Origin of the sequence: Wolbachia endosymbiont (group A) of Pherbina coryleti (assembly GCF_964026875.1) — a bacterium.
GTDB classification, from domain to species: domain Bacteria; phylum Pseudomonadota; class Alphaproteobacteria; order Rickettsiales; family Anaplasmataceae; genus Wolbachia; species Wolbachia pipientis.
Window position 1 is genome coordinate 1314565 of sequence record NZ_OZ034706.1, and the last position, 25502, is coordinate 1340066.

Below are 25502 nucleotides of genomic sequence, written 5' to 3' on the forward strand. Positions count from 1 at the left end.
TCCGAACAGATCATAATATGCTACTGCTCTACCATAGCCATAAGCACATATCTTATCCTATTCGGACTATTGCGAGAAGTGCTATAAGTGACAAGTTACCATTTGTGTATGTTACATTTTTATCATCTTGAGACTTAAGCGTGAATTCTAGTGAGCTGGATAGATCACACACCTTGTCACCGAATGTACCGTCACTCCTTTGGAAAAATATTGGTAATGTCATATCAGATTTAACACTCACATTATTTTGGCTAACACAGTCAATACTTATTACTTTTTCAGGGCTTTCTATTATGAATGAATGCTGGCTAAGTGCACCTTGAAACTCTATATGTACACCAGCTTCATATCCTGCTTGATTACAATTGATAACTAATTCTTCCAAGATAGAGTCACTTGGAACTTCTGCCTTAGCGTATTTGAACATCTCCTTAAAAACTTTTCTTGCAAATGGGCGGTAGTCTTCATTTTTACCTTCACTTTTTGGCAGTAAACTATCATGTTCTTTGTATAGCTCGGCAATCAAATCTCTACTTATACTTTTGCCGTTAATAACAAAATCCATTCTCTGAAAATCTAAGAACGCTGTATTACCAGAATTCGCTTCAGCATTGTCTTTACCAGCTCTTAACTTGCTAAAACCAAACTTTTCTGCTTGAGTTCTTAATGTAACTACTGGATTTTCCTTTTCTTCTGATATAGAGCTACTCATTATGAATACCTTGATATAGACTGCTGATAGTATAATAATACATAAAAATGATTAATAAGTTAATAAAATACCTACTATAAGCCCTATGATAGCAAATATAGTTAGGGGTAACTTAGGCTTACCGACGATTTTAAAAACAACAAATTCGTCATTCCGTTACGTGTTAGCGGCTGAGATACCGCGAATGAATCGCGGTATGACGTTAGAGAGCTGTGCTAGCTATAGTGCATACCTGACCATAAGGTGACAAGATTTTAAAAAGGCTCTATAACAGTTTTACACATGTATGAATCTCAATGAGCAATCAGATTTTTCTAAATAGCAGGCTGGAGAATATACCTAAGTTTCATTCCGCAATATTACCTAAACTTTGTGGTGGGGACAAGGTGGTGGATCTGCTGTTTTATAAGCCACTTAGTTATGTGGATAGAAGCAAGTTACTATCTGATGCTCGAGTTGGAGAATTTACAACTTTCATTGCAAAAGTTTATGAACATCAGTCGCCCACTTTTAGAGGTAGACCATATAAAATAGTCGTTGAAAGTGAGAGTCAGTATATATTCATAGTCTTTTTTAATTACTCAGTTAAGTATTTATATAAACTATTTCCAATTGGAGCGAATGTGATCATCAGTGGCAAACTCGAAAAATTTGCTGAACATTGGCAAATTACTCATCCAGATTACGTGTCGCTTGACATCAACCAATTTAAAGAAATAGCTTGCATAGAGCCAGTTTACCAATTATGCCGTGGCATTACCAATAAGCGCATTGGGAACATAATAAGCTCTAATCTAAAGGAATTGCCTGATTTACCAGAGTGGATAGATGATACATTAATCAAGCAAAAAAAATGGTTAAGCTGGAGGGAAAGCATCATAAAGTTGCACAGACCAAGCTCATTGGTGGAAGCTGAGGTTTGTAGAAAAAGGCTTGCTTATGATGAATTGTTTGCGTATCAGCTAGCGCTGAAACTTGCAAGAAAAAATCATGTGAAAGAAAGGGGAAGAGAATTTATAATATTGAGTAAATATAAAGAGCAAGTTTTAAATGAATTGTCGTTTCAATTAACAAATGATCAAACTCGTGCAATAGATGAGATCTCAGAGAGACAAAAATCCAAGTATCGCATGATAAGCTTGCTGCAAGGTGATGTTGGTAGTGGCAAAACCGTAGTTGCACTTTTTGCAATGATAAATGTGGTAGAAAACAACATGCAGGCAGCTCTAATGGCACCGACTACTATCTTGGCGGAGCAACATTATAATTGGATTGAGGAAGTTTTATCCTGTACCGATATAAAAGTTGCGCTGCTTACTGGTAAAACTTCGCGCAAGGAAAGAAAGATTATCATGAACGAACTTGCAAGTGGTGTTTTAAATATAGTGATTGGCACTCATGCACTATTTCAAGCTAACGTTACATTTAAAAATTTAGGGCTTGCAGTCATAGACGAGCAACAGCGATTTGGAGTGATGCAGAGAAATCGCTTGGTAGGAAAAGGAGAAAATGCCGATATACTTTTCGTTACTGCAACTCCCATTCCAAGAACTTTGCAGCAAGCTATGTATGGTGACGTTGAATGTTCAATTTTGAAAGAAAAACCAAAATCCAGATTGCCAATAAAAACTGTAACTATGAACATTAGTAGGGTGCCAGATGTTATTGAAAAGCTAAAAGGTGCTATAAACAGGGGCGAAAAAGCATATTGGATTTGTCCATATATAGAAGAAAACGAAGAGACCAATATTGCTGCAGCAGAGATGCGTTTTCAGGAATTACAAAAAACATTTCTTGATAAAGTCGGGATAATACACGGAAAATTGACTCAGGAGCAGAAAGATCAAGTTATGTTTTCCTTCAAAAGGAATGAATTTTCTCTGCTTGTTGCAACCACTGTGATAGAAGTTGGTATAGATGTGCCAGATGCAACCATCATGATTATAGAAAATGCAGAGCAATTTGGGTTATCACAATTGCATCAGTTAAGAGGCAGAGTAGGGCGAGGAAACAAGCCATCTTTTTGTGTATTATTATACGATAATTTAAGTAAAAGCTCATCTTCAAAGTTAAAGATCATGTGTGAGTCACAAGATGGATTTTACATTGCTGAAAGGGATATGATGCTAAGAGGCAGTGGAGATATTTTAGGCACAAAACAATCAGGATGTATGGAATTTAAATTTGCTGATTTATATCAGGACAAAGAGCTGCTCAATCTCGCGTATAATAACGCAAAAGGCGCAATGGCTGATTTTGAATTACTGCTTGATATATTTGAATATAGGAGTAGATTACATTTTTCAAAATTTCAGTAGGAAAACCAGGTAGCCCGCAGAAACGAAAAAACTTCCTTGACAAACCTCGCCAGCCCCCTTATCATGAAACTGAAGCTATTGTATTTGCTTTCGCCAATCTGCAGATTAAAAGGTAAGGATTACTTAATGTATCTGCGTCTTATGTTCAATTTTTTGCAGTATATAGATACTGTATGTCTTTACAAAACTTCATCTACATCTAGATTTTTATCTAAATAAGCTGAACGCGCTTATAAAGCGTTACAAGACATCAAAAAATGCCAATACTCGACAGAGATAGTAAAAGACTAGCTAACTCGGGGATTCTTTGTCTTTTTTTCTGCTTAGTAAATTTCTTAAACATTTGCAGCGTAAGTTAGTTGCAATTAAAAGCAGCTGAATTTCGCTTTTCAAGCATTTAAAACATAAAAAACGCCAATATTTTAAAGCGGATAATAACCACGGGGCTTCTTTTGCCTTTTTTTTCATTTGGTAAATTTCTTAATGTTTATGGCTAAAAGAGCCCAAGAGAGGTCAGTGCTCCTGTGATGTCATTCCAGTCTGGAATCCAGCATTCCACACAATCCCATCAAGAACGTTGTATTTTACATAACACTTTTATGCTTACCAACCCAGTGTCCAATCAAAATTCCTGGATCCCAGTGTCTGGGCACTGGGATGACATCATAGGGACACTGGGATGACACCATAGGGGCACTGCCGTCATAAAGGAACCAGTGTCAGCTACTTGAATGACATCATAGGGGCGCTGGCCTGACAACCGTCATCCCGCTGCTTGTTAGCGCCGCGGCGGTATGACGGTCCGCTGCTTGTTAGCGAGATACCGCGAATGAATCGCGGTATGACGGTGTAATGACGGTTAAGTAATTCGTTATCCCGCTGCTTGTTAGCGGAATCTGCTGTGGCGACATAAACTCAAATCATTCAAATTTTAATCCAAAGAGGTATCATTATGTCAAACAACTTCAATTTTAAAGAATTTTTTAACCACTATGAAACAAATAGTACGTCAGATGATATACAAAGGTATTATTTGCTGTGGAAATCAGTAATAGCGCAGGCAATGATTGATGCAGCAAGTAACTGTAAAAAAACAGAAAGCTTGGTAGAAAAACGTAAGGCAATTTCTTGGTTGTCAGACTTTAGTCAAGATTTTGTGCACACATGTATATTGGCTGATTGTGATCCGGTATACGTAAAAAATAAAATACAGCCAACCTTAAAAAGCCTTACTAGATAAAGCCTTTTTATATACTTAATGAGGTTTACTCCTTTTACCGAAAAAAATATAATTCAATCTCCTATCTATAGTTGCCTCTATATCTTTGATTAATAGCTGCTTTATCATGTTTACTTTTCGCTTTGCATCTTGAGCTTGACGCTCATTGTTACCACTGTTATTGCTGTAATTATTCTTATCACTATAACTACTGCCACTTGGTTTGCTACTGTTACTGAACTCACTACCCTTTTTTCTTCTTGTGTTGAGTATCTGTATTATCTTTTCCTTTAAAAAGGACTTCCAGCCTGTGCCAAGTAATAATTTATAGAGAAAATGCGGAGTAAGAAACGCCACTAATATTCGAATAGAAATTCCGTAACCGAGATCTTCCCTATTTTCATAATACCACTTGCAATATTGAAACAAACGGTAAAACGCATTTTTGAAAGAGCAAAATTCTACAGCATACCAAAAACCATTGCTGAGAAACATGAGCACAATGCTGAATGTGTAAAGATACATTGTGAAGAGAAACAGTTTCACAATTATATCTTTTAGACTACCTAATATATAATTCAATAATCTTAATTTATAGAAAAATGATATCATTTCACACCCACTTCAATATGGCTGGGGTGGAAGGATTCGAACCTTCGCGTGGCGGTATCAAAAACCGCTGCCTTACCACTTGGCTACACCCCAATACTACTTACATCAATAACACTATTAGCCCAATTAGTAAAAGATTTATTTGCTTTTTCTATGGGCATCACAGCAATAGCTGGCTGATCATAAGAATGCATTGCTTCGATTTTTTCTACAATTTTATCAACTTGATCATTCCTGCTCTTCATAATTGCCACTACTTCACAACTATTACTAATTTTACCTTCCCATAAATACAGAGAATTCACTTCGGGAAATATATTTACACATACAATTAATTTCTCGTTTAACAATTCTTCAGAAACAGTTTTAGCCTCCTCAAAATTTGAAAAAGTTGTATAAACCAAAACTAAATTATTCATTAGTAGCTACATAAATGCATTGCTACTATACTCTACCGAGATTTATTCATCAAGAGAAAATAACGCCAGCGCGTACTGTATGAACATTTGTTTGCAAAGGTAGTATGTTAAGTGTTATAGCTAGTTTGCCTCAAACGTAAAGGTGTCATCCCAGTGCCCCTGTGATGTCATTCCAGTGCTTGACACTGGAATCCAGTTTTCCATATAATCTCATCGAAAACGTTGTAACCACTTTCTATGCTAGTTTGCTTGTAAACAAGCAAACTTTCCTGGATCCCAGTGGGCTTTGTTGCATCGCTCTTCGGATAGTAGGTAACGCACAATAAATTTATGAAGCTATCTCAAATTTAGCCATACCAATATCAGTGAACTTATTGAGCAAATAGCATTTAGTTCCTTCTCTCTATTTGTCTCAGATTTATTCCTAAAACTAAACCCGAATGTTTGTTTCAGTCGCGAGAAAAAACTTTCTATATAAGATCTTTTTCCGTAGTTTGTTTGCCTTTTCCACCTCTTCATTCCATCTTCGCTGCATGATTTTATTAGTCTAATTGCAGCATTTCTCTCAGCCATATAGTCTAACTTTGGATGCTCTGCTGCGTTGTTTTTCGGAGGAATTTTCGTTTTTATACCATATTGATTACACAGCTTATAGAGCTTTTCTCTGTCATATGCCCTATCTGCATATAGTACTTTTATGACATACTGAAAATCGACTTCTTTTAGCAAATCACAAGCTCCATAGTGATCAGCCGTTACTGTATTTTACAGCTATGGCTTTTTTGCTGTTTGTATTCAACATTACATGCAATTTTCTTGTCTGTTCATAGCTGCGATACTTTCTATCTTCGCTATTTTCTTTGCTATGACCAGGAGTGTTGTTGTATATACTAATTCCTGTACTGTCTATAGCAATTTCGATATCTTCCATATTATTTTCTGCAATCATTGATCTTAATATTGAGTTTCTTAAACCTTCTTGATGATTGTGAATAGCTGATAACTTGCAAATTTTTCCCAATTTGCTCAAGGTATCCTGCTATAAACCCAACTGTTTGCCTCAGGCCTATTCTAAATAAACAAGTTATTATGTGCACCAAAATTACAACTTTATCGCTATAAATATTGTTGCCACCTGGTATTTTTGGACCATTCTCGTACCACTTTTCTATGGCTTCGTTGATATAATGAAAAATATTTCCTCTTTTTTCTAGAAATTTGTTATATTCGCTATGGTTACTGACCCTCATTTTTTGTGGCATATTTTTTCTTTCAAGGTTAAATGGCTATTTTATAATGAATTTTGTCAGTAGCCACCAAATTTTTTCAGTTGCTATGCAACAAAGCCATCCCAGTGTCAGCTACTCGGATGACACCTTTCCTAGCAGAGAAATCACAATGTTCATATGGTTGTACGCATACCGCTGGGATCTAGGATTTTTCTATAGTTTAAAAACAAAAAAAGGACGTTACTCATTGAGTAACATCCTTTTGGAGAAGGTAGAAGTTTTACTTATTACACTGTTCCTGGAGTTGCTGTAGCTCTTGAGTTGACAGGTTCTGCACTAGGTTGATCTAGAGATGCGCGTCGTTTTGCCAACTTTTCTTCGAGTTCTCTGTCAAATTCTTCTTTTAAAGGAAGAACTTGTTTTCTTGTTAGCGTAGAAGAACCAGAACCCATTCCACTATCAGTAGAATTACTGTGAGTGAGAGTTCTGTTACTCAAACTATCCAGGTTTTGCTCCACAATAGGATCACTGAGAACATCTTCACTGAAAGAACTTTGTCCATTTAAGTTAGTCAATGAGGCGCTTCTAGGTAGTTCTGGTGGAGCAACTGGAGTAAGCTTAGGAGTTAAGCTACTAGATGAATTGCTTCTACGGACTGTTGCAAAGTTCTGAGAATCTGAATCAGAGACAGTAGCAGTACTTTCAGTTCCTATAGAATTTAGTGAATTGCTTTTTGACAAGCTGTTAGATTGTTCAGAGCCTTTTCTTCCCAGTGAAGAGAATGATGATGACACAGACCTAGTTAAACTTTTGACAGAAGGCCTGTTAGCTTTTTTCTCTGCTCTGTCAAACATATTGCTTACGCTTGAGTACAAATGATTTTCTCTACATTCTTTAATAACCTTCTTAATTTCATCGTAATGTTCAGAGAAAACACTGTCGATGAAATAACTACCTTTAGGTAATGACCTTTGTGTTAACAAGTTATGCAAGCTTTTTTCATTTAAATTATTAATGAATTCTTTCTGTACTTGCCATCCAGAAGTATGTTCAATCTCCCCTGATTTTGCCTTCTCTGCCATTTTTAAATCAATTTCTGACGATATTCCAGAAAGTACATTTTTCACTAACCCAGAATTATTTCCTTTATCAGCAAAAATTGCTTTCATATCATTTCTTATTTCGTCAGATTTCTTAATTGCATCTGGAGTAAACCTTTTTACCTTATCTAAATAGTCCGTCTCACCAGATGCCTTATGGAATTTATTTGCCACTCCTTCGCCTACAAAACTAGCGCCTTTTTTCAGTGAATCTACTGAATGTTCATAACCTTCTTTCACCTTATCTTTAACATGCACAGCACCATCTCTAACTTTTCCGGCAGCGTATGTTGATGCGTCCTTAACTTTCCCAGCAGTATATTTCGCCCCATCAACTGTTTTTTCTGCTGACCACTTGAGCCCTTTATATCCAGATTGAACTGTTTTTACAGCGACTTTTACAGCGAAATATAAAGCAAGACCAACTATAGCACCTGGTATAGCAAGTGTTGCACCAACTGCCAAAAGTGGTAGTACTGCCGTAAATAATCCACTTGCTGCACTTACTACAAGAATCTTATCTCCTTGTTTCATCTTAGAGAATTTTGTATCCCCTTTTAACAGGTCAGTAATTCTTTCTTTTAGCTTCTTGGGATCATTAGCAATATCTGAATTTGGTAGATTTTGCATCGTTTTATTCAAATCAAAACTATCTTCTGGTTGGTTTTGTTGAGTTCCAACAGAATTTGAATTTTTTTCATTATGTAACATTTTAAACCTCACTATTAATTAAATATATTATAATTGTATTCCTTGATTCTTAAGTTAGTGTTAAATTGATTGCCAGTATTTATTTGTCTTCAAATAATTTCGCTTGACGTGTTTTGTGGTAACATAGAAAATTAGGTCAAGAAGCTGCAGCATTTATGAAGTATAGAAAAAGAACACTCATCTTTTTGGCTGTTATAACTTTAATAATAATAGCTTTACTATTTAGGTATAATTCCCATTTTCACAAAGACGTAGTGCACTTAAAGAGTGACAACAAAGAATTCAAAAAAAAGCCAGAAAATTCCATAGAGTCGACCATATTACATAGAGAAAAGGAAGTGTACGATCATGTTTTCCATCCTGATGATTAATTTGTAAATAAAATAGCAATTTATGTTTGCATTTTCTTATTAAAGAAGTAATATTAGCGTATTAATTATAGAATCAATCATTATGTTTGATGATAATAATCCTTGGAATCTGGGAAAGAAACCGGTAGGGAACAAAACTCCTAATAATGAAGATATTTTAAGTAAAGCTGTATCTGATATAAGGTTCTTTCTTAATGGATTAACCAGAAACAGGGGCAAAAAACCTTATTTCATCATTTTCATTATTTTGCTGTTCTATGCTTGCACTGGCTTTTATATTGTCCATCCTAGTGAAGAAAGTATAGAACTTACCTTTGGTAAATATTCTAATACAGAAACACCTGGTTTGCGTTATCACTTCCCCTACCCTATTGGCAAGGTTTTTAAAGTGAACGTTAAGGAAGTAAATCGTGAAGAAATTGGGGTAAGTAGTTCTTATGGGCGAGATACAGATCGCGGTGAAGGCGTGATGCTAACTGGAGATGAAAATATAGTCAACGTTAACTTCGAGGTTCAATGGCGCGTTAGAGATGCTAAGGACTATTTATTCAAAGTGCGGGATTACAAACCCGGTTTCAGTGTTAAAAATGCTGCTGAAAGTGCCATGAGAGAAATAATAGGTAAAAATACGATCTCTTTTGCACTTGGTCAAGGCAGACCAGAAATTTCTAGAGATACTAGAATTCTATTGCAGCAGATTCTTGATGGATACCAAATGGGTATAGAGATTTTATCTGTTCAAATGAAAAAAATTGATCCACCAGAAAAAGTAATCAGTTCGTTTAGAGATGTACAAAGTGCTCGTGCAGACAAAGAGCGTACTATAAACGAAGCATATGCTTATAATAATGATATTATACCTCGAGCAAAGGGTGAAGCGATAAAGATAAAATTAGATGCACAAGCATATGAAAATGAAATAATAAATGAAGCAAAAGGTAATGCAAATCGCTTTTTATCTCTTTATGAGGAATATAGACAGAATCCTTCTCTCGTTAAGAATCGTATTTATCTTGAAACTATGGAAAATATTTTCAGTAAGGTAGACAAAGTTGTTGTAACTGATGATCTGAAAGGTATGTTTTCTTATTTACCTCTTACAAATTTAGGAAAATAACCATGAGTAGTAATATTAAAATTGTTTTTGTTTCTGTATTTGTTGTTTTATTGATTGCTTTATCTAATTCAATATTTGTTGTGCAAGAAACAAAGCAAGCGATAGTTATACAACTCGGTAAAGTTGTAAGAGATGTTAGGGAAAGTGGCTTATATTTTAAGTTACCATTCATAAATAGTGTAGAGTTTCTTGATAAAAGAGTTTTAGATTTAAGTCCTGACAAGATCCCAAGGGAAGTGATAACAGCGGATCAAAAACGTATTATAGTAGATGCGTATGCAAAATATAAAATAACAAATCCTGTTACTTTTTACCAGGCTGTGAGGAATGAATCAGGTCTGGTTAGAAGATTATATCCGGTTATAGAAGCACACATAAGAGAAAATATAGGCAGATTCTCGTTGATTAGTTTGTTGAATGAAAAAAGATCAGAGGTTATGCAATTGATTCAGCGTGGAGTTTATTCTGAAGCTGAAAAATTTGGCATAGAAATAATAGATGTAAGAATTAAGAGAGCAGATTTACCAGAAGAAAATAGTTCTGCAATATTTCGCCGTATGCAAACTGAAAGGGAAAAAGAAGCAAAAGAAATTAGAGCAGAAGGAGAGCAAGCTGGGCAGGAAGTTAGATCAAAAGCTGATAAATTAAAAAGGGAAATTATCTCCAGTGCAGTAAAAGAATCGTACGAAATAAGGGGCCGTGGTTATGCTGAAGCAACTAGAATTTATAATGAGGCATTTAAGGTTGATGAAGAGTTCTTTAACTTTTATCGCTCTATGAGCGCTTACAGTAAATCATTTGCCGAAAATAATACTAAATTTGTACTTTCACCAAACAATAACTTTTTAGATATTTTAAATAAAGGATGGAAATAATTTATGAAAAGTAAGGCATTTATTTTATCTATATTTGCATATTTTCTAATTGCGTTTTCTTCGTATGCTAATATGTTTGATTGGAATGCAAAAAAGGTCGTTGATGCTAGCACTACTGCATGCAACTGTAATCAAGGACTTGCCGATTTAGTGGAAGAACTCATTCCTGCGGTTGTAAATATTTCAAGCGAACAAATCATCAAACAAGAAAATAACAGCAGAACTAGAGTTCCATCTATGCCAGGAAATAATTTTTTTGATGATTTTAGAGAGTTTTTTGAGCATTTTGATCAGTTTTTTATGGATAGGGGCCCTAGTGTTAACAAAGAGGTGGTGTTGCTTGGTTCTGGGTTTATTATAGATAAAGGTGGAACTATAGTAACCAATTATCACGTTATTAAAAACGCCAAAGATATCACAGTTACTATGAACGATAATACTTATTTCAAAGCAGAAGTTTTAGGCTATGATGCAAGAACTGATCTTGCTGTGCTTAAGATTAATTCTGATAAAGATCTTTCTTCTGTTGCATTTGGTGATTCTGATAAAGCAAGGGTTGGTGATACGGTTATGGCAATAGGTAACCCATTTGGTTTGGGTGGCTCTGTAAGCACAGGAATTATATCTGCAAGGTCCAGGGACATTAGTATTGGCACTATGAATGAATTTATTCAAACTGATGCTGCAATTAATAGGGGTAACTCTGGAGGACCGTTATTTGATTTAAATGGAAAAGTTATAGGTATTAATACTGCTATCTATTCTCCATCTGAGTCTGGCGGCAACGTGGGTATAGGTTTTGCCATACCATCTAATTTAGCTATGTCAATTATTGACACATTAAAAAGTGGCAAAAAAATAAAACATGGTTGGCTTGGTGTGCAAGTTCAGCCTATAACGAAAGAATTTGCTGAGTCCTTGGGTTTAAAAGATATAAAAGGCGCATTGGTTGCAAGTATAGTAAAGGATAGTCCTGCAGAAAAAGGTGGGATTAAAGTAGGTGATATATTATTAGAATTTGACGGTAAAAAAATCGATAGAATGACACAATTACCTCAAATGGTTTCAAGAGCTGGACCTGAGAAAAAAGTGCAAGTTAAGTTACTTAGAAAGAGCAAAGAGGTTAATATTAAAGTTGTGATCGGAGAATCTACAAATGATGGCCAAGATAACAATCAAGAAGAAAATAAATCAACATCTGATTATGTAACCGGTTTAACTGTTTCAAATCTGCCAAAAGAATCAAAAGAAAGTAAAAATAATGTACCTACAAAAGGTGTGATAGTTACCAATGTAGATAGTAACAGTAATGCCACGCTGCGTGGTATTAAAAAAGGGGACATCATTATCCAATTGGATGGAACTGATATAGAAAATACTAACGATTTTCAAAAACAAGTTGATTTAGCAGTAAAGAAAAACGGTAAAGATTCAATAATGTTGCTCATTTACCGCAATGGAAATCAATTTTTCGCTTCAATAAAGTTAAAGAAGTAATTTTATTCACTAAATTTACAAAACAGTAGTGTTGTAAGCTCGCTACTGTAACACTTCAATCTTATAAAATAAATAAAAATCTACACTAGATTTCTTGCATAACCATATAAAAAATCAAAGGATGTCATTCCAGTGTCAGCTATAGCCTTTCTTATAATAGTCCGAATGCGATAAGATATGTGTTTATGGCTATAGCAGGCCAGTAGCATATTACGGTCTGTTCGGATTATTGTAAAAAGAGCTATACTTGCATGACGCCGTCATAAAGGAACCAGTGTCGGCCACTTGGATAACACCATAGGGGTTACTTGGGTGATACTATAGGAGGTCTAACATGAACTTTCTAAAATTCATTGAACTGTGCTTTCAAACAGTGGTGCCGGGATGTGAGTATAATGATTATCAGTACATAAAAGTCATAGCAGACAGGCTGGAAGCAGCGAATGCTGGCGAAGTAAGGCGCATAATATTCAATATGCCTCCGCGTTCAATGAAGTCCATATGTATGAGTGTTGCGTGGCCCGCATGGATACTGGGCAACTGCAAGAATAATAGTTGCAAGTTATTCTAAGTTGCTTAGTGAAAAACATTCGCTCGATACCAGGTGCATAATGCAATCTGATTGGTATAAAGAACTATTTCCAGAGGTAGAACTATCCAAAGACCAGAACACTAAATATAAATTCCAAACAGTGCAGAGAGGATACAGAATCGCAACATCAGTTGGAGGAACATTAACCGGTGAAGGTGGTGACTTTATTATTGTGGATGATCCGCTTAACCCTGCTCAAGCTTTGAGTGAAACATTTAGAAAACGTGCCACAAATTGGTTCGATCAGACTTTGGTAACGAGACTCAACGATAGAAAAAAAGGAGTAATTGTGCTTGTGATGCATAGGCTCCACCTGGAAGACTTAACTGGGCACCTCTTATCTAAGCCAAAAAACATATGGCATCACATTTGTTTGCCAATGATTTCTGAAAAAGTGGAGATAATCGACTCAATTACGACACAAGAAAAAGGTTTATATTCAAGAGAAGAGAATGAGTTATTATATCCCCTGGAGGGAGGAAGAGAAGAAGTTGAGATGATAAAAGTTGAACTCGGGAGTTACGCTTTTGCTGCTCAATATCAACAAAACCCCCTGCCGCTTTCAAGTGGTATAATAAAACAAGAGTGGTTAAAGCGCTATAAAAATTTCCCTGATAATCTCTCACATGTAACTCAAAGCTGGGACACTGCAGTTTCAACAAACGATTCCAGCGACTTTAACGTCTGCACCACCTGGGCAAAAATAGATAATAAATTCTATTTACTTGATGTATATCGAGCAAAGCTTGAGTACCCAAAGCTTAAAGAGCAAGTTCTGTCACTAGCTGCAAGATGGACGCCACACGCAATTTTGATCGAAGCAAAAACGAGTGGTCAACAATTAACACAAGAGCTAAAGGCAAATAGCGATCTACCGATTATCGAAATAATTCCACACAATGACAAACTCACTCGATTTTATCAAATTGTTCCGGTGATAGAGTCTGGCAGGGTTTTTCTGCCACAGCAAGCGGTATGGCTCAGCGATTTCGAATATGAAATTTTAATGTTCCCAGAAACTCGCCACGATGATCAAGTGGATAGTACGGTGCAATATCTGCAATGGATGAGAAAAACTAACACCAGTGCTTTCAGGGTCAGGGATTTTGGCTCCAACCCTAATAAAACACTTGGGTGGATATCTAAAAACCTAAATTTATTTTCTCAAAGCCTCTGATACAGGCTCTACCTCACACTCTTTAACCTCTGAAGGGACACTTTCCTTTGAAGGGACACTTCCCTTATGTTGCGCAGCAGGAGAACCCGTAGAACAAAAACCACTATCTCTATCAACTGCTGTTTTAGAACTAGAGTTATCAGATCTATACTCTACAGGTAGTACCTCCCCTTTCCCCGAAATAGTACCTTGTGACGGGCCTGGATCACCATCTAGAGAACTTACAGGAGAAGTCTCTTTTGAGGGTGAATTATTTTCTACTCTTACTATATCTGACAATGAAGAAAATAATCTAGACACAGATGATTTTTTAGTTACAGGAGTTTCAGGAGTACTGCGCGTTGTACCACGCCCTTCATCATGTCGCTTAAGGTTTACGTCATATTGCTTACTAAAAGTTGAAGAGAGCCATTTTTTCATTTTTTGAACACCACCCCCATGTTTCTTCGGAGATTTACTATCTTGTGACTTTGCTTCAGAACACTCATCACTAGAAACCCCAGAATTTAAGGACATTGAACTCTTCCATGCTCTAGGAGAAGAAATCGATGATGATCTACTCAAAGATAGCTGTGATTGACCACAAGTGGATTGACTTGAATCTATTTCCTCCGGCACCAACTGAAACAGCCCCCTTTTTCCTCCCTCTCTTTCTGATCCTTGCCTGGGAGGCGTCTCTAACCCTTCATCACGACTTCGCTTGGGAAACTCCCGTGTCGGTGATGGTTCAGTTAATAGCGTTCGAGGAAGCTCAGGGTCAATGGCCAGTTCATGGTCTTTGTTGATTACAGAGCTTTCTATTATTTTAGTTATCACACAGTGAGAAATGTATGGATTGGAAAAGTCTATGCTATACAGTCCATTACCTCCATTTATTGCTAATTCCCCCTGGATTCCACCATAAAGATCATTAAATACAGCACCATTAAATGCATGATTTAGTTTAAGAGCTTCTTCATTTGTCAATATCCGCTTTCTTCCGCCATTTAATACAAGAGGTATAAGAACTGAGGCCTCTTCTCTACCTAGAGGAGAAGCACATACAAAGCCAGCTATTATTATTTCCGTTGGTTGATCAATAAATTCCATTATCAACTCTTTAAATGCTTTTACATCACCACGAACTTTGCTATCAGCCTGGAGACCCATACCTTTAAGCGATGTAATATACCGTGCTACACTATCGATAAAACGAGCGTCATCAAAAACGTCCCTGATATATACACTATTGCCTTTAACCTTCAGAGGGTTCTTAAAACCATTCCTATACCCATATCTATTCTTCATCCTTGACAAAAACTCACGCTCAAATTCCTCACGTAATTGTTTATTATCAAATTCACCACACCATAAATACTTTTTCTTGTTGAATGGTACGGCTGTGCTACTAACTCGCATATCTTCTAGAACACCCTTTGCAAGTGAAGCAGCCAAATGAGACTTTAAATTAAAAATTACACCTTGATCTACAGGTGCTACAAACTCAATTCTACCTTGCTTATCTACGGACCAGTCCCCTTTATAGATATAGTTAAATGGAAAAGACGTAACATCAAAATCTTTCTTGGCTGTATCCAATATTTCTTTATCATTACTTTCTTCAATGCCATAGAATTCACGTATTATCTTCCTTTTTATACTGTCCAGATATTCGCTACACTGATAATCCTTCATACCCTTATCAAATGAGACTACAATATAGTCCTCCCCGCCCCTGCTTTGCAGCGTAAAATTAGTTTTAACTGTATTACGAGCATAATTATGTACATTAAAAGCACTAACCAACGCTCTCACTATTTTTCTACCATACATACCAACCTCCCCATTTTTAAATTACAACAACTACCTTTCACTTAACGTTTCATAGAACTACCAGGTTCGTTTTTTTTCTGCTCAGACTGACGCCTCCTTTCTAGTAGCTCCTTGGCTTTATCACTATGATCATCATACCTCATTCCTCTTGCTCCCTGCACTATACCACCACCTGGTGCTGTATTATCACGCTTCCACTTTTCAGCATCAAAACCTTTTTTATCATTACCACTATGCATATTGACCCCTAAGTAAAAATATTATGCAATTAATATACTAAAAATAAAATTAAGTGCAAGCACTTTTTTATATTTTTTTTCAAAAAATTTTATTCACTCTTTTTCATAAAATTCAATTTTCTAGATTCCGCTAACACGTAGCGGAATGACGAACTGTCGACACCTATCTATATGCCCCTGGATTCCAGCGTCACGCACTGGAATGACAAGGTTATGGGTGTCATCCCAGTGCCCAGACACTGGGATCTAACTACCTTCATTATGGCGCCTTTCCTACTGACGGACCTTCTACACATTTCTCAACTTTTACATCATTAGTCAATTCTTTTGGTGGTTGAACATCACCCACAGAACCTTCATGCTCAGCACCGTTCCAAGTACCTATATTAAAATCAAATTCACAATCAGCAACAGAACTTTTAATGGATTGCTTTGTTGCAGATTCCCGAACAGGTTTTCCTGGAGCACTTCCGTTAAGTTGCCCTGGGTTAGAGACAGGACTCTTAGCAGATTGATTCGAAGCTTCTTTGCTGAAAATAAAGTTTGGAGCAGATTGGTTTGAACCTAAGTCGCTATCACTTCTCCAACCACTATTGCATCCATAACTATGCTTTATTTGTTCCTGCCCCGTCTCCGTTGCAGGCTTCTTCGGTGGACACACCTGTTTCTTCGGTCCCTCCGGCTTCGCTTTTTTCTCTTCTTCCACTTTTGGTTTTGTTTCTTTTACCTCGCGGTTCTCATTGTTTATAACCTCTTTAAATATAGGAGGCATTATAGGTTTTGGTAAAAGATCAAGTTCTGGTTTGCTCAGAACAACCGGTCTTACAAATCCTGGTGAAACTTCAAAAAGGAAAACTGGCACTTTAGGTTTTTCTCTTTCATCCACTTTCATTTCTACGTTTTCGCAAACTTCTTTATTTTCTTCCTTTAATGATGTTTTTTCTGCTTTTTTATCTTCTTTTTCTGTAGATGCCTCTACCGCAGCCGCCAACTCAACTCCAAACATCTCTGCGAACATTGTAACAATCCATCCGACAACGGCCATTTGTAACCTGAGTTTCAGATCTTGCAATGCAGTTAATCTTTCTAACGCCCTTGCAAACTCTTCTTCTGATAACTCACCACTGCCTAATTTCTCCTGCAATTCTTTTATCTCTTTGTCCAACCTCTGATTGAAACTTAAATCGCGTGCAAAAATCTTCTTGATTAACTCCTTAAGCTTGTCACGCATAAATTTAATTATCGAAAGAAGCCAATTTTTTTCTTTCTTCTCCTTGAGCATTTGGTAGATTTTCGGATCATCTACATCTACTTCAAAAAGGGTAAAGAGAGATTCAAAGAAATTCCAGAAATCTCCGAGTACTCTTCCTTTTTCACCAGTGAAGTAATCCTCATCATCACCTTCTCCGATATGTAGCTCTGCTTGAGATGATATTTCATCGATACAACTAGAATCCTGACGCTCACACTCGAGCCTCCTGAGCAAATCTTGTCTGGTGAGCTCCTCTATGGCTGCTTTTAGTTCATTTAGCTTCTGCTCTGCAGAGGAATCTTGCTCCCTGATTTTTCCTTGGAAGATCGAGCTACCGTTTCCGTTATTATCTGAAAAATTTTCCATTATTTTTGCCTCCTCAATAAAATTACTGCCTTTGTTGTTACCTGAAAAGCTTTCCACCATTTTTACTTCCTTCATAAAACTTAATAATTTAATTCTACAGTACTAAATATTTAAGAACTATTAATGTAAAGATGTCAATAAAATTATTTACATTTTTACACTATATATATATTATATCATGTGCTATTTAACCTTTCAATAATATTTTTTATTTTTACTGCTTCTTCAAACTCTAGCATGCACTTTTCTTAAATTATCCTTATTAATATTTGCTTTTGCCTCTATCCCACTTTTTCTTGTAAAGTATTTGATATAGATTTTATTATACTCTTTGGCATAACATTTGCAACATACTTTATCTATAAATGGAAATTATTATACTTGCAGCTAGACACAATTTGAAATAATTTACACTATAAAGTTAAGGAACGAGATCCCAGTGTCACGCACTGGGATGACAGCAGTCCTACGTCATACCGCGATTCATTCGCGGTATAGATTCCGCTAACAAGTAGCGGAATGACGAATTTTTGTTTTTCAAATTATCGTAAGTCACTTTAGCTATATCAGAGCAATAGAGGCAGTGCGTAGAGGAGCTCACCAGACAAGATTTGCTCAGGAGGCTCGAGTGTGAGCGTCAGGATTCTAGTTGTATCGATGAAATATCATCTCAAGCAGAGCTACATATCGGAGAAGGTGATGATGAGGATTACTTCACTGGTGAAAAAGGAAGAGTACTCGGAGATTTCTGGAATTTCTTTGAATCTCTCTTTACCCTTTTTGAAGTAGATGTAGATGATCCGAAAATCTACCAAATGCTCAAGGAGAAGAAAGAAAAAAATTGGCTTCTTTCGATAATTAAATTTATGCGTGACAAGCTTAAGGAGTTAATCAAGAAGATTTTTGCACGCGATTTAAGTTTCAATCAGAGGTTGGACAAAGAGATAAAAGAATTGCAGGAGAAATTAGGCAGTGGTGAGTTATCAGAAGAAGAGTTTGCAAGGGCGTTAGAAAGATTAACTGCATTGCAAGATCTGAAACTCAGGTTACAAATGGCCGTTGTCGGATGGATTGTTACAATGTTCGCAGAGATGTTTGGAGTTGAGTTGGCGGCTGCGGTAGAGGCATCTACAGAAAAAGAAGATAAAAAAGCAGAAAAAACATCATTAAAGGAAGAAAATAAAGAAGTTTGCGAAAACGTAGAAATCAAGTTAGACGAAAGAGAAAAGCCTAAAGTGCCAGTTTTCCTTTTTGAAATTTCACCCGGATTTGTAAGGCCAGTCCCTCTGAGCAAACCAGAGCTTGATCTTTTACCAAAACCTATGAAAGAACTAATACTTAAAGAGGTTATAAAGGAGGAGATCCGCGAGGTAAAAGAAACAAAACCAAAAGTGGAAGAAGAGAAAAAAGCGAAGCCGGAGGGACCGAAGAAAGAGGTGTGTCCACCGGAACCTACAGGGCAGACGCCGAAGAGAGATCAGCAAAAAAGAGGTGGAAAGTTTAAACTCGATAGTACACAGTCAAGAAGGATAAATTTGAGTAATAATAATCAACGGAATATTCCATCTGACAATCAGCAAGAACAAGCTTCTAATGGAAAGTCTAATGCTAGCACTGCTCAACCACCAAAAAGATTGATTGATGATGTAAAAGTTAATAATCATGTGGATTCAATAGGAAAGGCACCAGAAAAAGCACCATCGAGGGGATAGCTAGTGTTAGCTTTAGATGACAAAAAAGACTGGATCCCAGTGTCTGGGCACTGGGATGACAAGAAAAAGAGGTACTGGTATGACATTAAAGAGTAGGGATTGATGGCAAAGAGAAATACAGGTGTCATTCCAGCGCGTGACGCTGGAATCTAGAAAACTGAATTTTATGAAAAAGAGTGAATAAAATTTTTTAAAAAAAAATATAAAAAAGTGCTTGCACTTAATTTTATTTTTAGTATACTAGTTACATAATATTTTTACTGGAGGTTAATATGCATAGTAATAATGGCTCAGGCAAAAGGCAATTTGATAATACTGCACCAGGAGGAGGGAGAGTTGATATAACTAAATTAGATCAGAAAAAGCTAGAGAATTTTGGTGAAAGGTTTAAGCGTGAAGATGAAGAGAGGAAAAGAAGGGATGAATCCAATAAAAGTAAAAGTAGTGGTCAAGGCAGTTCAAGATTTTAAGGTATATTAAAAGTAGGGAGGGTATTATATTTAGTGCGAGTGAAATGAATCAAGCATTAGTAAAGGCATTTAATATTAGTGTTTGTTATAACAATATTATTAATACTAATCTAAAAGTACAAAATGTACATCGAGGTTTACGTAACAAGGATCATATTGTTATCTCATTTGATAAAAGTATGGATGCTGATCAATGCATGAAGTATTTAGACAATATGAAAGGAAGGATAGTAGAAACATTCTGTGGAAATGAAAGTACTGCTAGTTTATCTTTTGATATGAAATCTTTTCCTTTTAATTTCAATCGGAGCCAATTGGTAGATAGTAATGGAAAGTATAGATTTTCAGTGCCGATAGGTCAAAGTATAGTTTTCAATCTAAAATGTTTGCTAGCTAATGGGCTTGCGAGAGACATCACAGGTGCTATGGGAAGAAATTTTGGTTTAGAACATGTAGAAGAGTATACATCTGATGAAAGCTTTGACAGGAAATCTTATCTATATTGTATGCGTTTCTATGATAAAAGGTTACAAGAGTATTTTATAGAGTCATTCTCAGCGACAGTAAAAGGTTATAAAAATAGTCCTAAAAGAACTGATGATTTCTTGAAAGTCAAGGACAATTGTGTATATATAAAGAAAAGCCTCTTTGATAAAACTAAGTTCATTAATGAGATAGAAGAAAGTCAAGCATGTTTGATAGGACGTGATCTTCAAACTTCTAGCTCAGATGATCCAGCTATTGAGAAGATTAAGTATTTAATAACTGGCTTCATTCGTAAAGCATGCCCTCCTCTTTATTATGTCTTTCATACTTCTTATTCAGGAAATAATGAGGATTCAATTTTAGTTCCTATTGTAAGTTATGATAACTATTATAGATTTTTAACCAAAGAAGAAGTAGATAGTATTAATAGTAGCTTTGGTATGGTTGTGTTAAATAATATTGAAAGTTACACTTCACCAAAACACCTACCAGTATTTGGTAGTAGAGGAATATACGGTATAGACTTTTCTAATAAAGAAATTTCTCACTGTGTGATAACCAAAATAATAAAAAACTCTGTAATCAACAAAGACCATGAACTGGCCATTGACCCTGAGCTTCCTCGAACGCTATTAGCTGAAGCATCACAGACACAGGAGTTTCCCAAGCGAAGTCGTGATGAAGGGTTAGAGAGGCCTCCCAGGCAAGGATCAGAAAGAGAGGGAGGAAAAAGGGGGCTGTTTCAGTTGGTGCCGGAGGAAATAGATTCAAGTCAATCCACTTGTGGTCAATCACAGCTATCTTCCGGAGAAATAGGTCCAAGTCAATCCACTTGTGGTCAATTACAGCTATCTTTGACCTGTGGATCATCATCGATTCCTTCTCTTAGAGCATGGGATAGTTCAACATTCTTAAATCTTGAGGTTTCTAATGAGGAATCTGAAAAACAGCAAGTTACTGATGAAAGTGATCGAAAAAGTAGTGATGAGTGTTCTAAAGCGAAGCCACAAAAGCAAGAACGTGATTCGGTGTATTCAAGTGCAAGTACTCCTGAGGGTTCTGTAAGTAAAAAACCATCTTTAAGTAATCCACCCTCAGGAGTGACTTCTCCTGTTACTGAACCAGATGATGGCGGATTTCTCAATAGACCAAAAATACGAGCATTACGTTCTAAAACGAATGGTGGTATTCCAGAACCCTTGCCACAAGATGCCGTAAGCAAGCCAAATGTGCCCGGGGACCGTAATTCTAAAATTTCTAAAGATAGTGGTTTCGAGTCGCTTGAGCGGCCACAGTCGAATTCTTCTATCACTACTAGTACTGTTCCAGGGATATCTGAATCAAGGAAAGATCTAAATCCTCCCGTAGACAATAAGCGGCCACAGTCACTGCCACTTGCGGGTTTTTCTACTTGTGCTAGTAATGAAACAGTAAAAGCTTTTTTGTGTTTTCTAGATTATTTTTCTTCTTCTGAAGGGAAGAAGCAACTACCCTCACTTCTTTCTTCTGAGGCGGGAAAGCAGTTATCCTCGATTTCTGATCCTTGTGAACAGGAAAACCTACTAGACTTTCTTTTTTCTATTGAGAGGAGTAAGCAACTATGCTCGCTTCTTTCTTCTGAGAATAAACAACAACTGCATTCACTTTTTTCTCTTAAGGGAAAAGAGCTACTGTTTTCACCTTCTCCTGAGGGGCAAAAGCTGATACCTTTAGTTCTTTCTCCTAAAGGGAAAGAGAAACTACCCTTACTTTTGTCTCCTGAGGGAGAGCGAATATTAAAACCTTTCTCTCCTGAGGCAGGCAATATAATATCCTTACTTATTTATTCTCGTGTAGAACCTAAAAATATGTCACACCGTTCATTTCGTGACAAATTAGCAAAATGGCTTCACCGTAATTCTTCACTCTCAAAAGTGGCTTCTCCTCAAGAAAAACCTCTTACTAATGACGAGAAGAAGGAACTACGCCCATTTCTTTGTCCTAAGCTGCAGAAGAAACTAGATTCCAACTCTCTTGAGGATGCACAGTTAAAATACTTGCTGTATACTCCTGGTGGGAAAGAGAAGCTAGACTTACTCCTTTCTTCTCCTGAGAAAGAGGAGAAGCAACTACTCTCAGATTTACAAAAAGTTGGTGGTAACGCTTCTACAAGTTTTGCAGATAGTGGTTGTTATTCAGGATCGTCTTCACAAAAATCGACTAGTGATACTGGAAGTGATGAAGATGAACTAGAAGCTAGTGGTAGGTCGTCAGTCTCATCGAACTCCAGTACTTCCACTGTTAGAACTAAAATGGATGCTACTAAGATCGAGCAATACTTGCAGGAGAAAAAAGTTAACAGTCGTACCTAATCCACTGCTCTCAGCCACCTAAGTGTTTTATTAGCTGACCCTGAGAGCACTGGTGTTGGTTTTTCTTGTCCATTGTAAGTATTGCATGGTACTAAATGTTTAAAAAGTATTAATATAAAGATATCAATAAAATTATTTACACTTTCATGCTATGCCCATAGCATCATATATTACTTAACCTTACAATAATTTTTTTATTCTTGCTGCTTCTTCAAACTCCAAATTTTTAGCATGCTCTATCATTTGCTTTCTCAAATCATCCTTATTAGTATTTACTTTCGGTTCTGCTATTGCCCTCTCCTGTAAGGTGTTTGATATAGGTTTTATTATAGTCTTCGGGATAATATTGTGCAATATATTATGTTCTTCTTGTTTTTTTCTTCTTCTTTCGGTCTCTCTCAATGCACGATCTAAAGAACCAGTGATTTTATCTGCATACAAAATTACTCTACCTTCAGCATTACGTGCAGCACGACCAATCGTTTGAATTAATGAAGTTTCCGATCGCAAAAATCCTTCTTTATCAGCATCCAAAATTGCAACCAACCCACACTCTGGAATATCAAGACCTTCCCTCAGCAAGTTAACACCTACTAAAACATCGATTTCTTTAGATCTCAATTTGTATATAATTTCTATTCTCTCCAGCGCAGCAATATCAGAATGCAAATAACTCACTCTCATATTCAATTCACTCATATATTCAGCTAAATTTTCAGCCATTTTTTTCGTCAATGTAGTGATTAAAACACAAAATCCCTTCCCTATTGTCACTTGTGCCTCATGAATTACATCATCAATTTGACTCTCTATTGGTTTTACAATGCAGATTGGGTCCGTAAGCCCTGTTGGACGGATAACTTGCTCTATAAATACATTACTGGTCTTTGCCAACTCATACTTTCCGGGAGTGGCTGAAATGTAAACAGTCTGCGGCCTAACTCCCTCCCACTCTTCAAATTTTAATGGACGATTATCAAAAGCGGAAGGGAGCCTGAAGCCATAGTCAATCAATTTCTTTTTACGCGCCTCATTACCACTGTACATCGCACCAACCTGAGGAACGGTGACATGACTCTCATCAACAAATAAAATTACGTCTTTGGGTAAATATTCAAACAAAGTAGGTGGTGGATCCCCAGCTTCCATTCCATAGAGATAACGCGAATAATTTTCAATACCTTTACATATTCCTGTTGTTCTCATCATTTCGATATCAAAATTAGTGCGTTGCTCGAGGCGCTTTGCTTCAACAATCTTGTTTTGCGAGTAGTAATAATCCAAGCGTTCATGCAGCTCTTTTTTGACTAGTTCAATTGCCTGCAACAAAGCCTCACGCGGGGTTATGTAATAGCTATTTGGAAAAATGGTGATTTTATTTACGCCTTTGGTAACATTGCCCGTTATAGCATCAACTTCAGAAATTTCTTCTATTTCATCGCCAAATAACGATAAACGCCAAGCTTTATTTTCATAATGGGAAGGAAATATATCAATAATATCGCCGCGCACTCTGAAATATCCTCTCTCAAACCTGGCATCAGAGCGCTTGTATTGAAGATCAGTTAAGTTGCTCAGGAAATCATTAATACGAATTTTATTTCCAACACTAAGCGGTATGATCATGCTGCGGTAGCTCTCAGGCGAACCAAGACCGTATATGCAGGAAACACTGGCAACTACGATCGTATCCCTGCGCTCCAAAAGGGAGCAGACGGTGGAATAACGCAGCATCTCAATTCTTTCGTTAATTGCAGAATCTTTTTCGATATAAGTATCAGTTTGTGGTAAATAGGCTTCAGGTTGATAATAATCATAATAAGAAATGAAGTATTCAACAGCATTATGGGGAAACAATCCTTTCATTTCCTCATAAAGCTGTCCTGCTAAAGTTTTATTGTGTGCCATAATTAATGCAGGCCTGTTTGTCCTTGCAATAACATTTGCCATAGTAAAAGTTTTCCCAGAACCAGTAACTCCAAGCAAAACCTGATCTCTTTTATTGCTATTTAGCCCTGCAATTAAGCTATCGATTGCCTGTGGTTGATCCCCAGCCGGTTGAAAATGTGTAGCGATTTGAAATTCCATAGACTTTACTTACTATCTTTGATTCATTGTATAGTAAACACTATATTGCTTTTAAGATAAGTTGTATAGCTATCGTAAAGCCATAAAACATTAACCAACAATGTCATGCAAGTAGCTGACACTGGAATCTTGTTTCAATGTTAAACAAAATACCATAGAATTCAAGAAGACAATTCCTAAAAAATCCCTACATCCAAAAAAAGGCAAAATGCTGCTTGAATAAGCTAAATTTTTTTAGATGCAAAAACAATAAAACATAGTTGATACTAAAGTTATAGTACTCCTATGACAACGTTACAAAAATTAAGGAAATGGATAGCTCTGATCAATTGGAATAGTATTTTCAGGTACCGGTGGTCAATATGACATTTTTAAAATAAAGATTTAGAACCTGTTTAAAATCTTCTCAATAGAAGAGAAATGAAGGAAAGAACGACCATTTGTAGGCTAGTGTTAAGTTTTCGCTCGCAATTTTTCCACAATCGTCTGCATTTTTCTAACCAAGCGAAAGATCGCTCTACAACCCATCTTTGTGGCAATACAGCAAAGGAATGTAATTCACTTCGTTTTATTACTTCTACAGTTGCTCCAATAATCGTTTTTATTTGAGTTGCAAAATTTTCTCCTGTATAACCTGCATCGACCAGTATATTTTTAACTTCCGAGAGGTTTTCTTTTGCGCTTTCAACCATTCTCACAGCACTGCTAACCCCAGTTGTAAATTAGAAAAAATAGAAAAGGTAAGGAAATAGGGTAAACTCCAAGGTATTTGATATT

General features: G+C 36.5%; 20 protein-coding genes, 1 tRNA gene and 2 pseudogenes. 9 read left to right on the forward strand and 14 right to left on the reverse strand.

The window, feature by feature from the left end; genetic code table 11:
- Nucleotides 1-52 precede the first annotated feature (52 nt).
- Entirely contained in the window at nt 53-712 is a 660-nt protein-coding gene (locus AAGD87_RS06605; RefSeq protein ID WP_341817525.1) for a hypothetical protein, read from the reverse strand.
- 296 nt (nt 713-1008) lie between these two features.
- On the opposite strand from AAGD87_RS06605, the gene recG reads away from it, so the two are divergent.
- Together recG and AAGD87_RS06615 are read left to right on the forward strand one after the other, a co-directional pair.
- Nucleotides 1009-3030, forward strand: a complete 2022-nt coding sequence (gene recG / locus AAGD87_RS06610) for an ATP-dependent DNA helicase RecG (RefSeq protein ID WP_038199133.1) — start codon at nt 1009-1011, stop codon at nt 3028-3030.
- Nucleotides 3031-3982: 952 nt separating this feature from the next.
- The gene (locus AAGD87_RS06615) at nt 3983-4270 is read left to right on the forward strand and encodes a hypothetical protein (RefSeq protein WP_010962862.1); all 288 of its coding nucleotides are present in this window, start codon (nt 3983-3985) and stop codon (nt 4268-4270) included.
- Nucleotides 4271-4285: 15 nt separating this feature from the next.
- Here the strand turns inward: AAGD87_RS06615 and AAGD87_RS06620 are convergent, their stop codons facing one another.
- The 7 genes from AAGD87_RS06620 to walE1 form a co-directional block, all read right to left on the reverse strand.
- Entirely contained in the window at nt 4286-4678 is a 393-nt protein-coding gene (locus AAGD87_RS06620) for a hypothetical protein (protein WP_244263371.1), read from the reverse strand.
- 201 nt (nt 4679-4879) lie between these two features.
- A tRNA-Gln gene (locus AAGD87_RS06625) sits at nt 4880-4954 on the reverse strand.
- Complete coding sequence (gene cutA, locus AAGD87_RS06630; RefSeq protein WP_006279213.1) at nt 4945-5280, reverse strand: divalent-cation tolerance protein CutA; 336 nt, start codon at nt 5278-5280, stop codon at nt 4945-4947. Before cutA ends, AAGD87_RS06625 begins: the two co-directional genes overlap by 10 nt.
- Nucleotides 5281-5616: 336 nt before the next feature.
- Nucleotides 5617-6009, reverse strand: a complete 393-nt coding sequence (locus tag AAGD87_RS06635) for a transposase (protein WP_338481864.1) — start codon at nt 6007-6009, stop codon at nt 5617-5619.
- Nucleotides 6010-6028: 19 nt separating this feature from the next.
- Entirely contained in the window at nt 6029-6229 is a 201-nt protein-coding gene (locus AAGD87_RS06640) for a hypothetical protein (RefSeq protein WP_010082383.1), read from the reverse strand.
- Nucleotides 6213-6542 carry a transposase gene (locus AAGD87_RS06645; RefSeq protein ID WP_007548762.1) on the reverse strand — a complete coding sequence of 110 codons (330 nt, stop codon included), beginning with the start codon at nt 6540-6542 and terminating at the stop codon, nt 6213-6215. Before AAGD87_RS06645 ends, AAGD87_RS06640 begins: the two co-directional genes overlap by 17 nt.
- Before the next feature lie 254 nt (nt 6543-6796).
- The gene (gene walE1, locus AAGD87_RS06650) at nt 6797-8320 is read right to left on the reverse strand and encodes an actin bundler (protein ID WP_264339096.1); all 1524 of its coding nucleotides are present in this window, start codon (nt 8318-8320) and stop codon (nt 6797-6799) included.
- Between the two features lie 453 nt (nt 8321-8773).
- On the opposite strand from walE1, the gene hflK reads away from it, so the two are divergent.
- Genes hflK through AAGD87_RS06665 form a run of 3 tightly spaced genes read left to right on the forward strand, consistent with a single transcriptional unit; the run spans nt 8774 to nt 12180 of the window.
- Nucleotides 8774-9808, forward strand: a complete 1035-nt coding sequence (gene hflK, locus AAGD87_RS06655) for an FtsH protease activity modulator HflK (protein WP_010962866.1) — start codon at nt 8774-8776, stop codon at nt 9806-9808.
- Nucleotides 9809-9810: 2 nt separating this feature from the next.
- Nucleotides 9811-10683: a protease modulator HflC gene (hflC, locus tag AAGD87_RS06660; RefSeq protein ID WP_155969359.1), complete on the forward strand. Its 873-nt coding sequence runs from the start codon at nt 9811-9813 to the stop codon at nt 10681-10683.
- A gap of 3 nt (nt 10684-10686) precedes the next feature.
- Nucleotides 10687-12180: a DegQ family serine endoprotease gene (locus AAGD87_RS06665; protein ID WP_077188355.1), complete on the forward strand. Its 1494-nt coding sequence runs from the start codon at nt 10687-10689 to the stop codon at nt 12178-12180.
- An 80-nt stretch (nt 12181-12260) separates the two neighbouring features.
- On the opposite strand, the gene AAGD87_RS06670 is transcribed toward AAGD87_RS06665, so the two are convergent.
- A complete protein-coding gene (locus tag AAGD87_RS06670; RefSeq protein ID WP_341817526.1) occupies nt 12261-12389 on the reverse strand; it encodes a hypothetical protein in 129 nt (42 codons plus the stop codon).
- Between the two features lie 125 nt (nt 12390-12514).
- On the opposite strand from AAGD87_RS06670, the pseudogene terL reads away from it, so the two are divergent.
- Nucleotides 12515-13949: pseudogene (gene terL, locus AAGD87_RS06675) on the forward strand (phage terminase large subunit).
- On the opposite strand, the gene AAGD87_RS06680 reads toward terL, so the two are convergent.
- The 3 genes from AAGD87_RS06680 to AAGD87_RS06690 all read right to left on the reverse strand — a co-directional run bounded on the left by AAGD87_RS06680 (nt 13929) and on the right by AAGD87_RS06690 (nt 17678).
- Nucleotides 13929-15761, reverse strand: coding sequence for a hypothetical protein (locus AAGD87_RS06680; protein WP_341817527.1), 1833 nt, complete (start codon nt 15759-15761; stop codon nt 13929-13931). The pseudogene terL and the gene AAGD87_RS06680 overlap by 21 nt on opposite strands.
- A gap of 41 nt (nt 15762-15802) precedes the next feature.
- On the reverse strand, nt 15803-16000 hold the full coding sequence (locus tag AAGD87_RS06685; RefSeq protein ID WP_182309933.1) for a hypothetical protein: 198 nt from the start codon (nt 15998-16000) through the stop codon (nt 15803-15805).
- 259 nt (nt 16001-16259) lie between these two features.
- Complete coding sequence (locus AAGD87_RS06690) at nt 16260-17678, reverse strand: hypothetical protein (protein WP_341817803.1); 1419 nt, start codon at nt 17676-17678, stop codon at nt 16260-16262.
- Between the two features lie 551 nt (nt 17679-18229).
- Between AAGD87_RS06690 and AAGD87_RS06695 the strand changes: the two genes are divergently transcribed.
- The 3 genes from AAGD87_RS06695 to AAGD87_RS06705 all read left to right on the forward strand — a co-directional run bounded on the left by AAGD87_RS06695 (nt 18230) and on the right by AAGD87_RS06705 (nt 22637).
- Entirely contained in the window at nt 18230-19330 is a 1101-nt protein-coding gene (locus AAGD87_RS06695) for a hypothetical protein (protein WP_341817528.1), read from the forward strand.
- Between the two features lie 272 nt (nt 19331-19602).
- On the forward strand, nt 19603-19800 hold the full coding sequence (locus tag AAGD87_RS06700; protein WP_264339090.1) for a hypothetical protein: 198 nt from the start codon (nt 19603-19605) through the stop codon (nt 19798-19800).
- Between the two features lie 44 nt (nt 19801-19844).
- On the forward strand, nt 19845-22637 hold the full coding sequence (locus tag AAGD87_RS06705; protein ID WP_341817529.1) for a hypothetical protein: 2793 nt from the start codon (nt 19845-19847) through the stop codon (nt 22635-22637).
- 180 nt (nt 22638-22817) lie between these two features.
- Here the strand turns inward: AAGD87_RS06705 and uvrB are convergent, their stop codons facing one another.
- Both uvrB and AAGD87_RS06715 read right to left on the reverse strand, forming a co-directional pair.
- A complete protein-coding gene (gene uvrB / locus AAGD87_RS06710) occupies nt 22818-24725 on the reverse strand; it encodes an excinuclease ABC subunit UvrB (RefSeq protein ID WP_341817530.1) in 1908 nt (635 codons plus the stop codon).
- A gap of 395 nt (nt 24726-25120) precedes the next feature.
- Nucleotides 25121-25393, reverse strand: a pseudogene (locus AAGD87_RS06715) (transposase); the annotation flags it as partial.
- Nucleotides 25394-25502 lie beyond the last annotated feature (109 nt).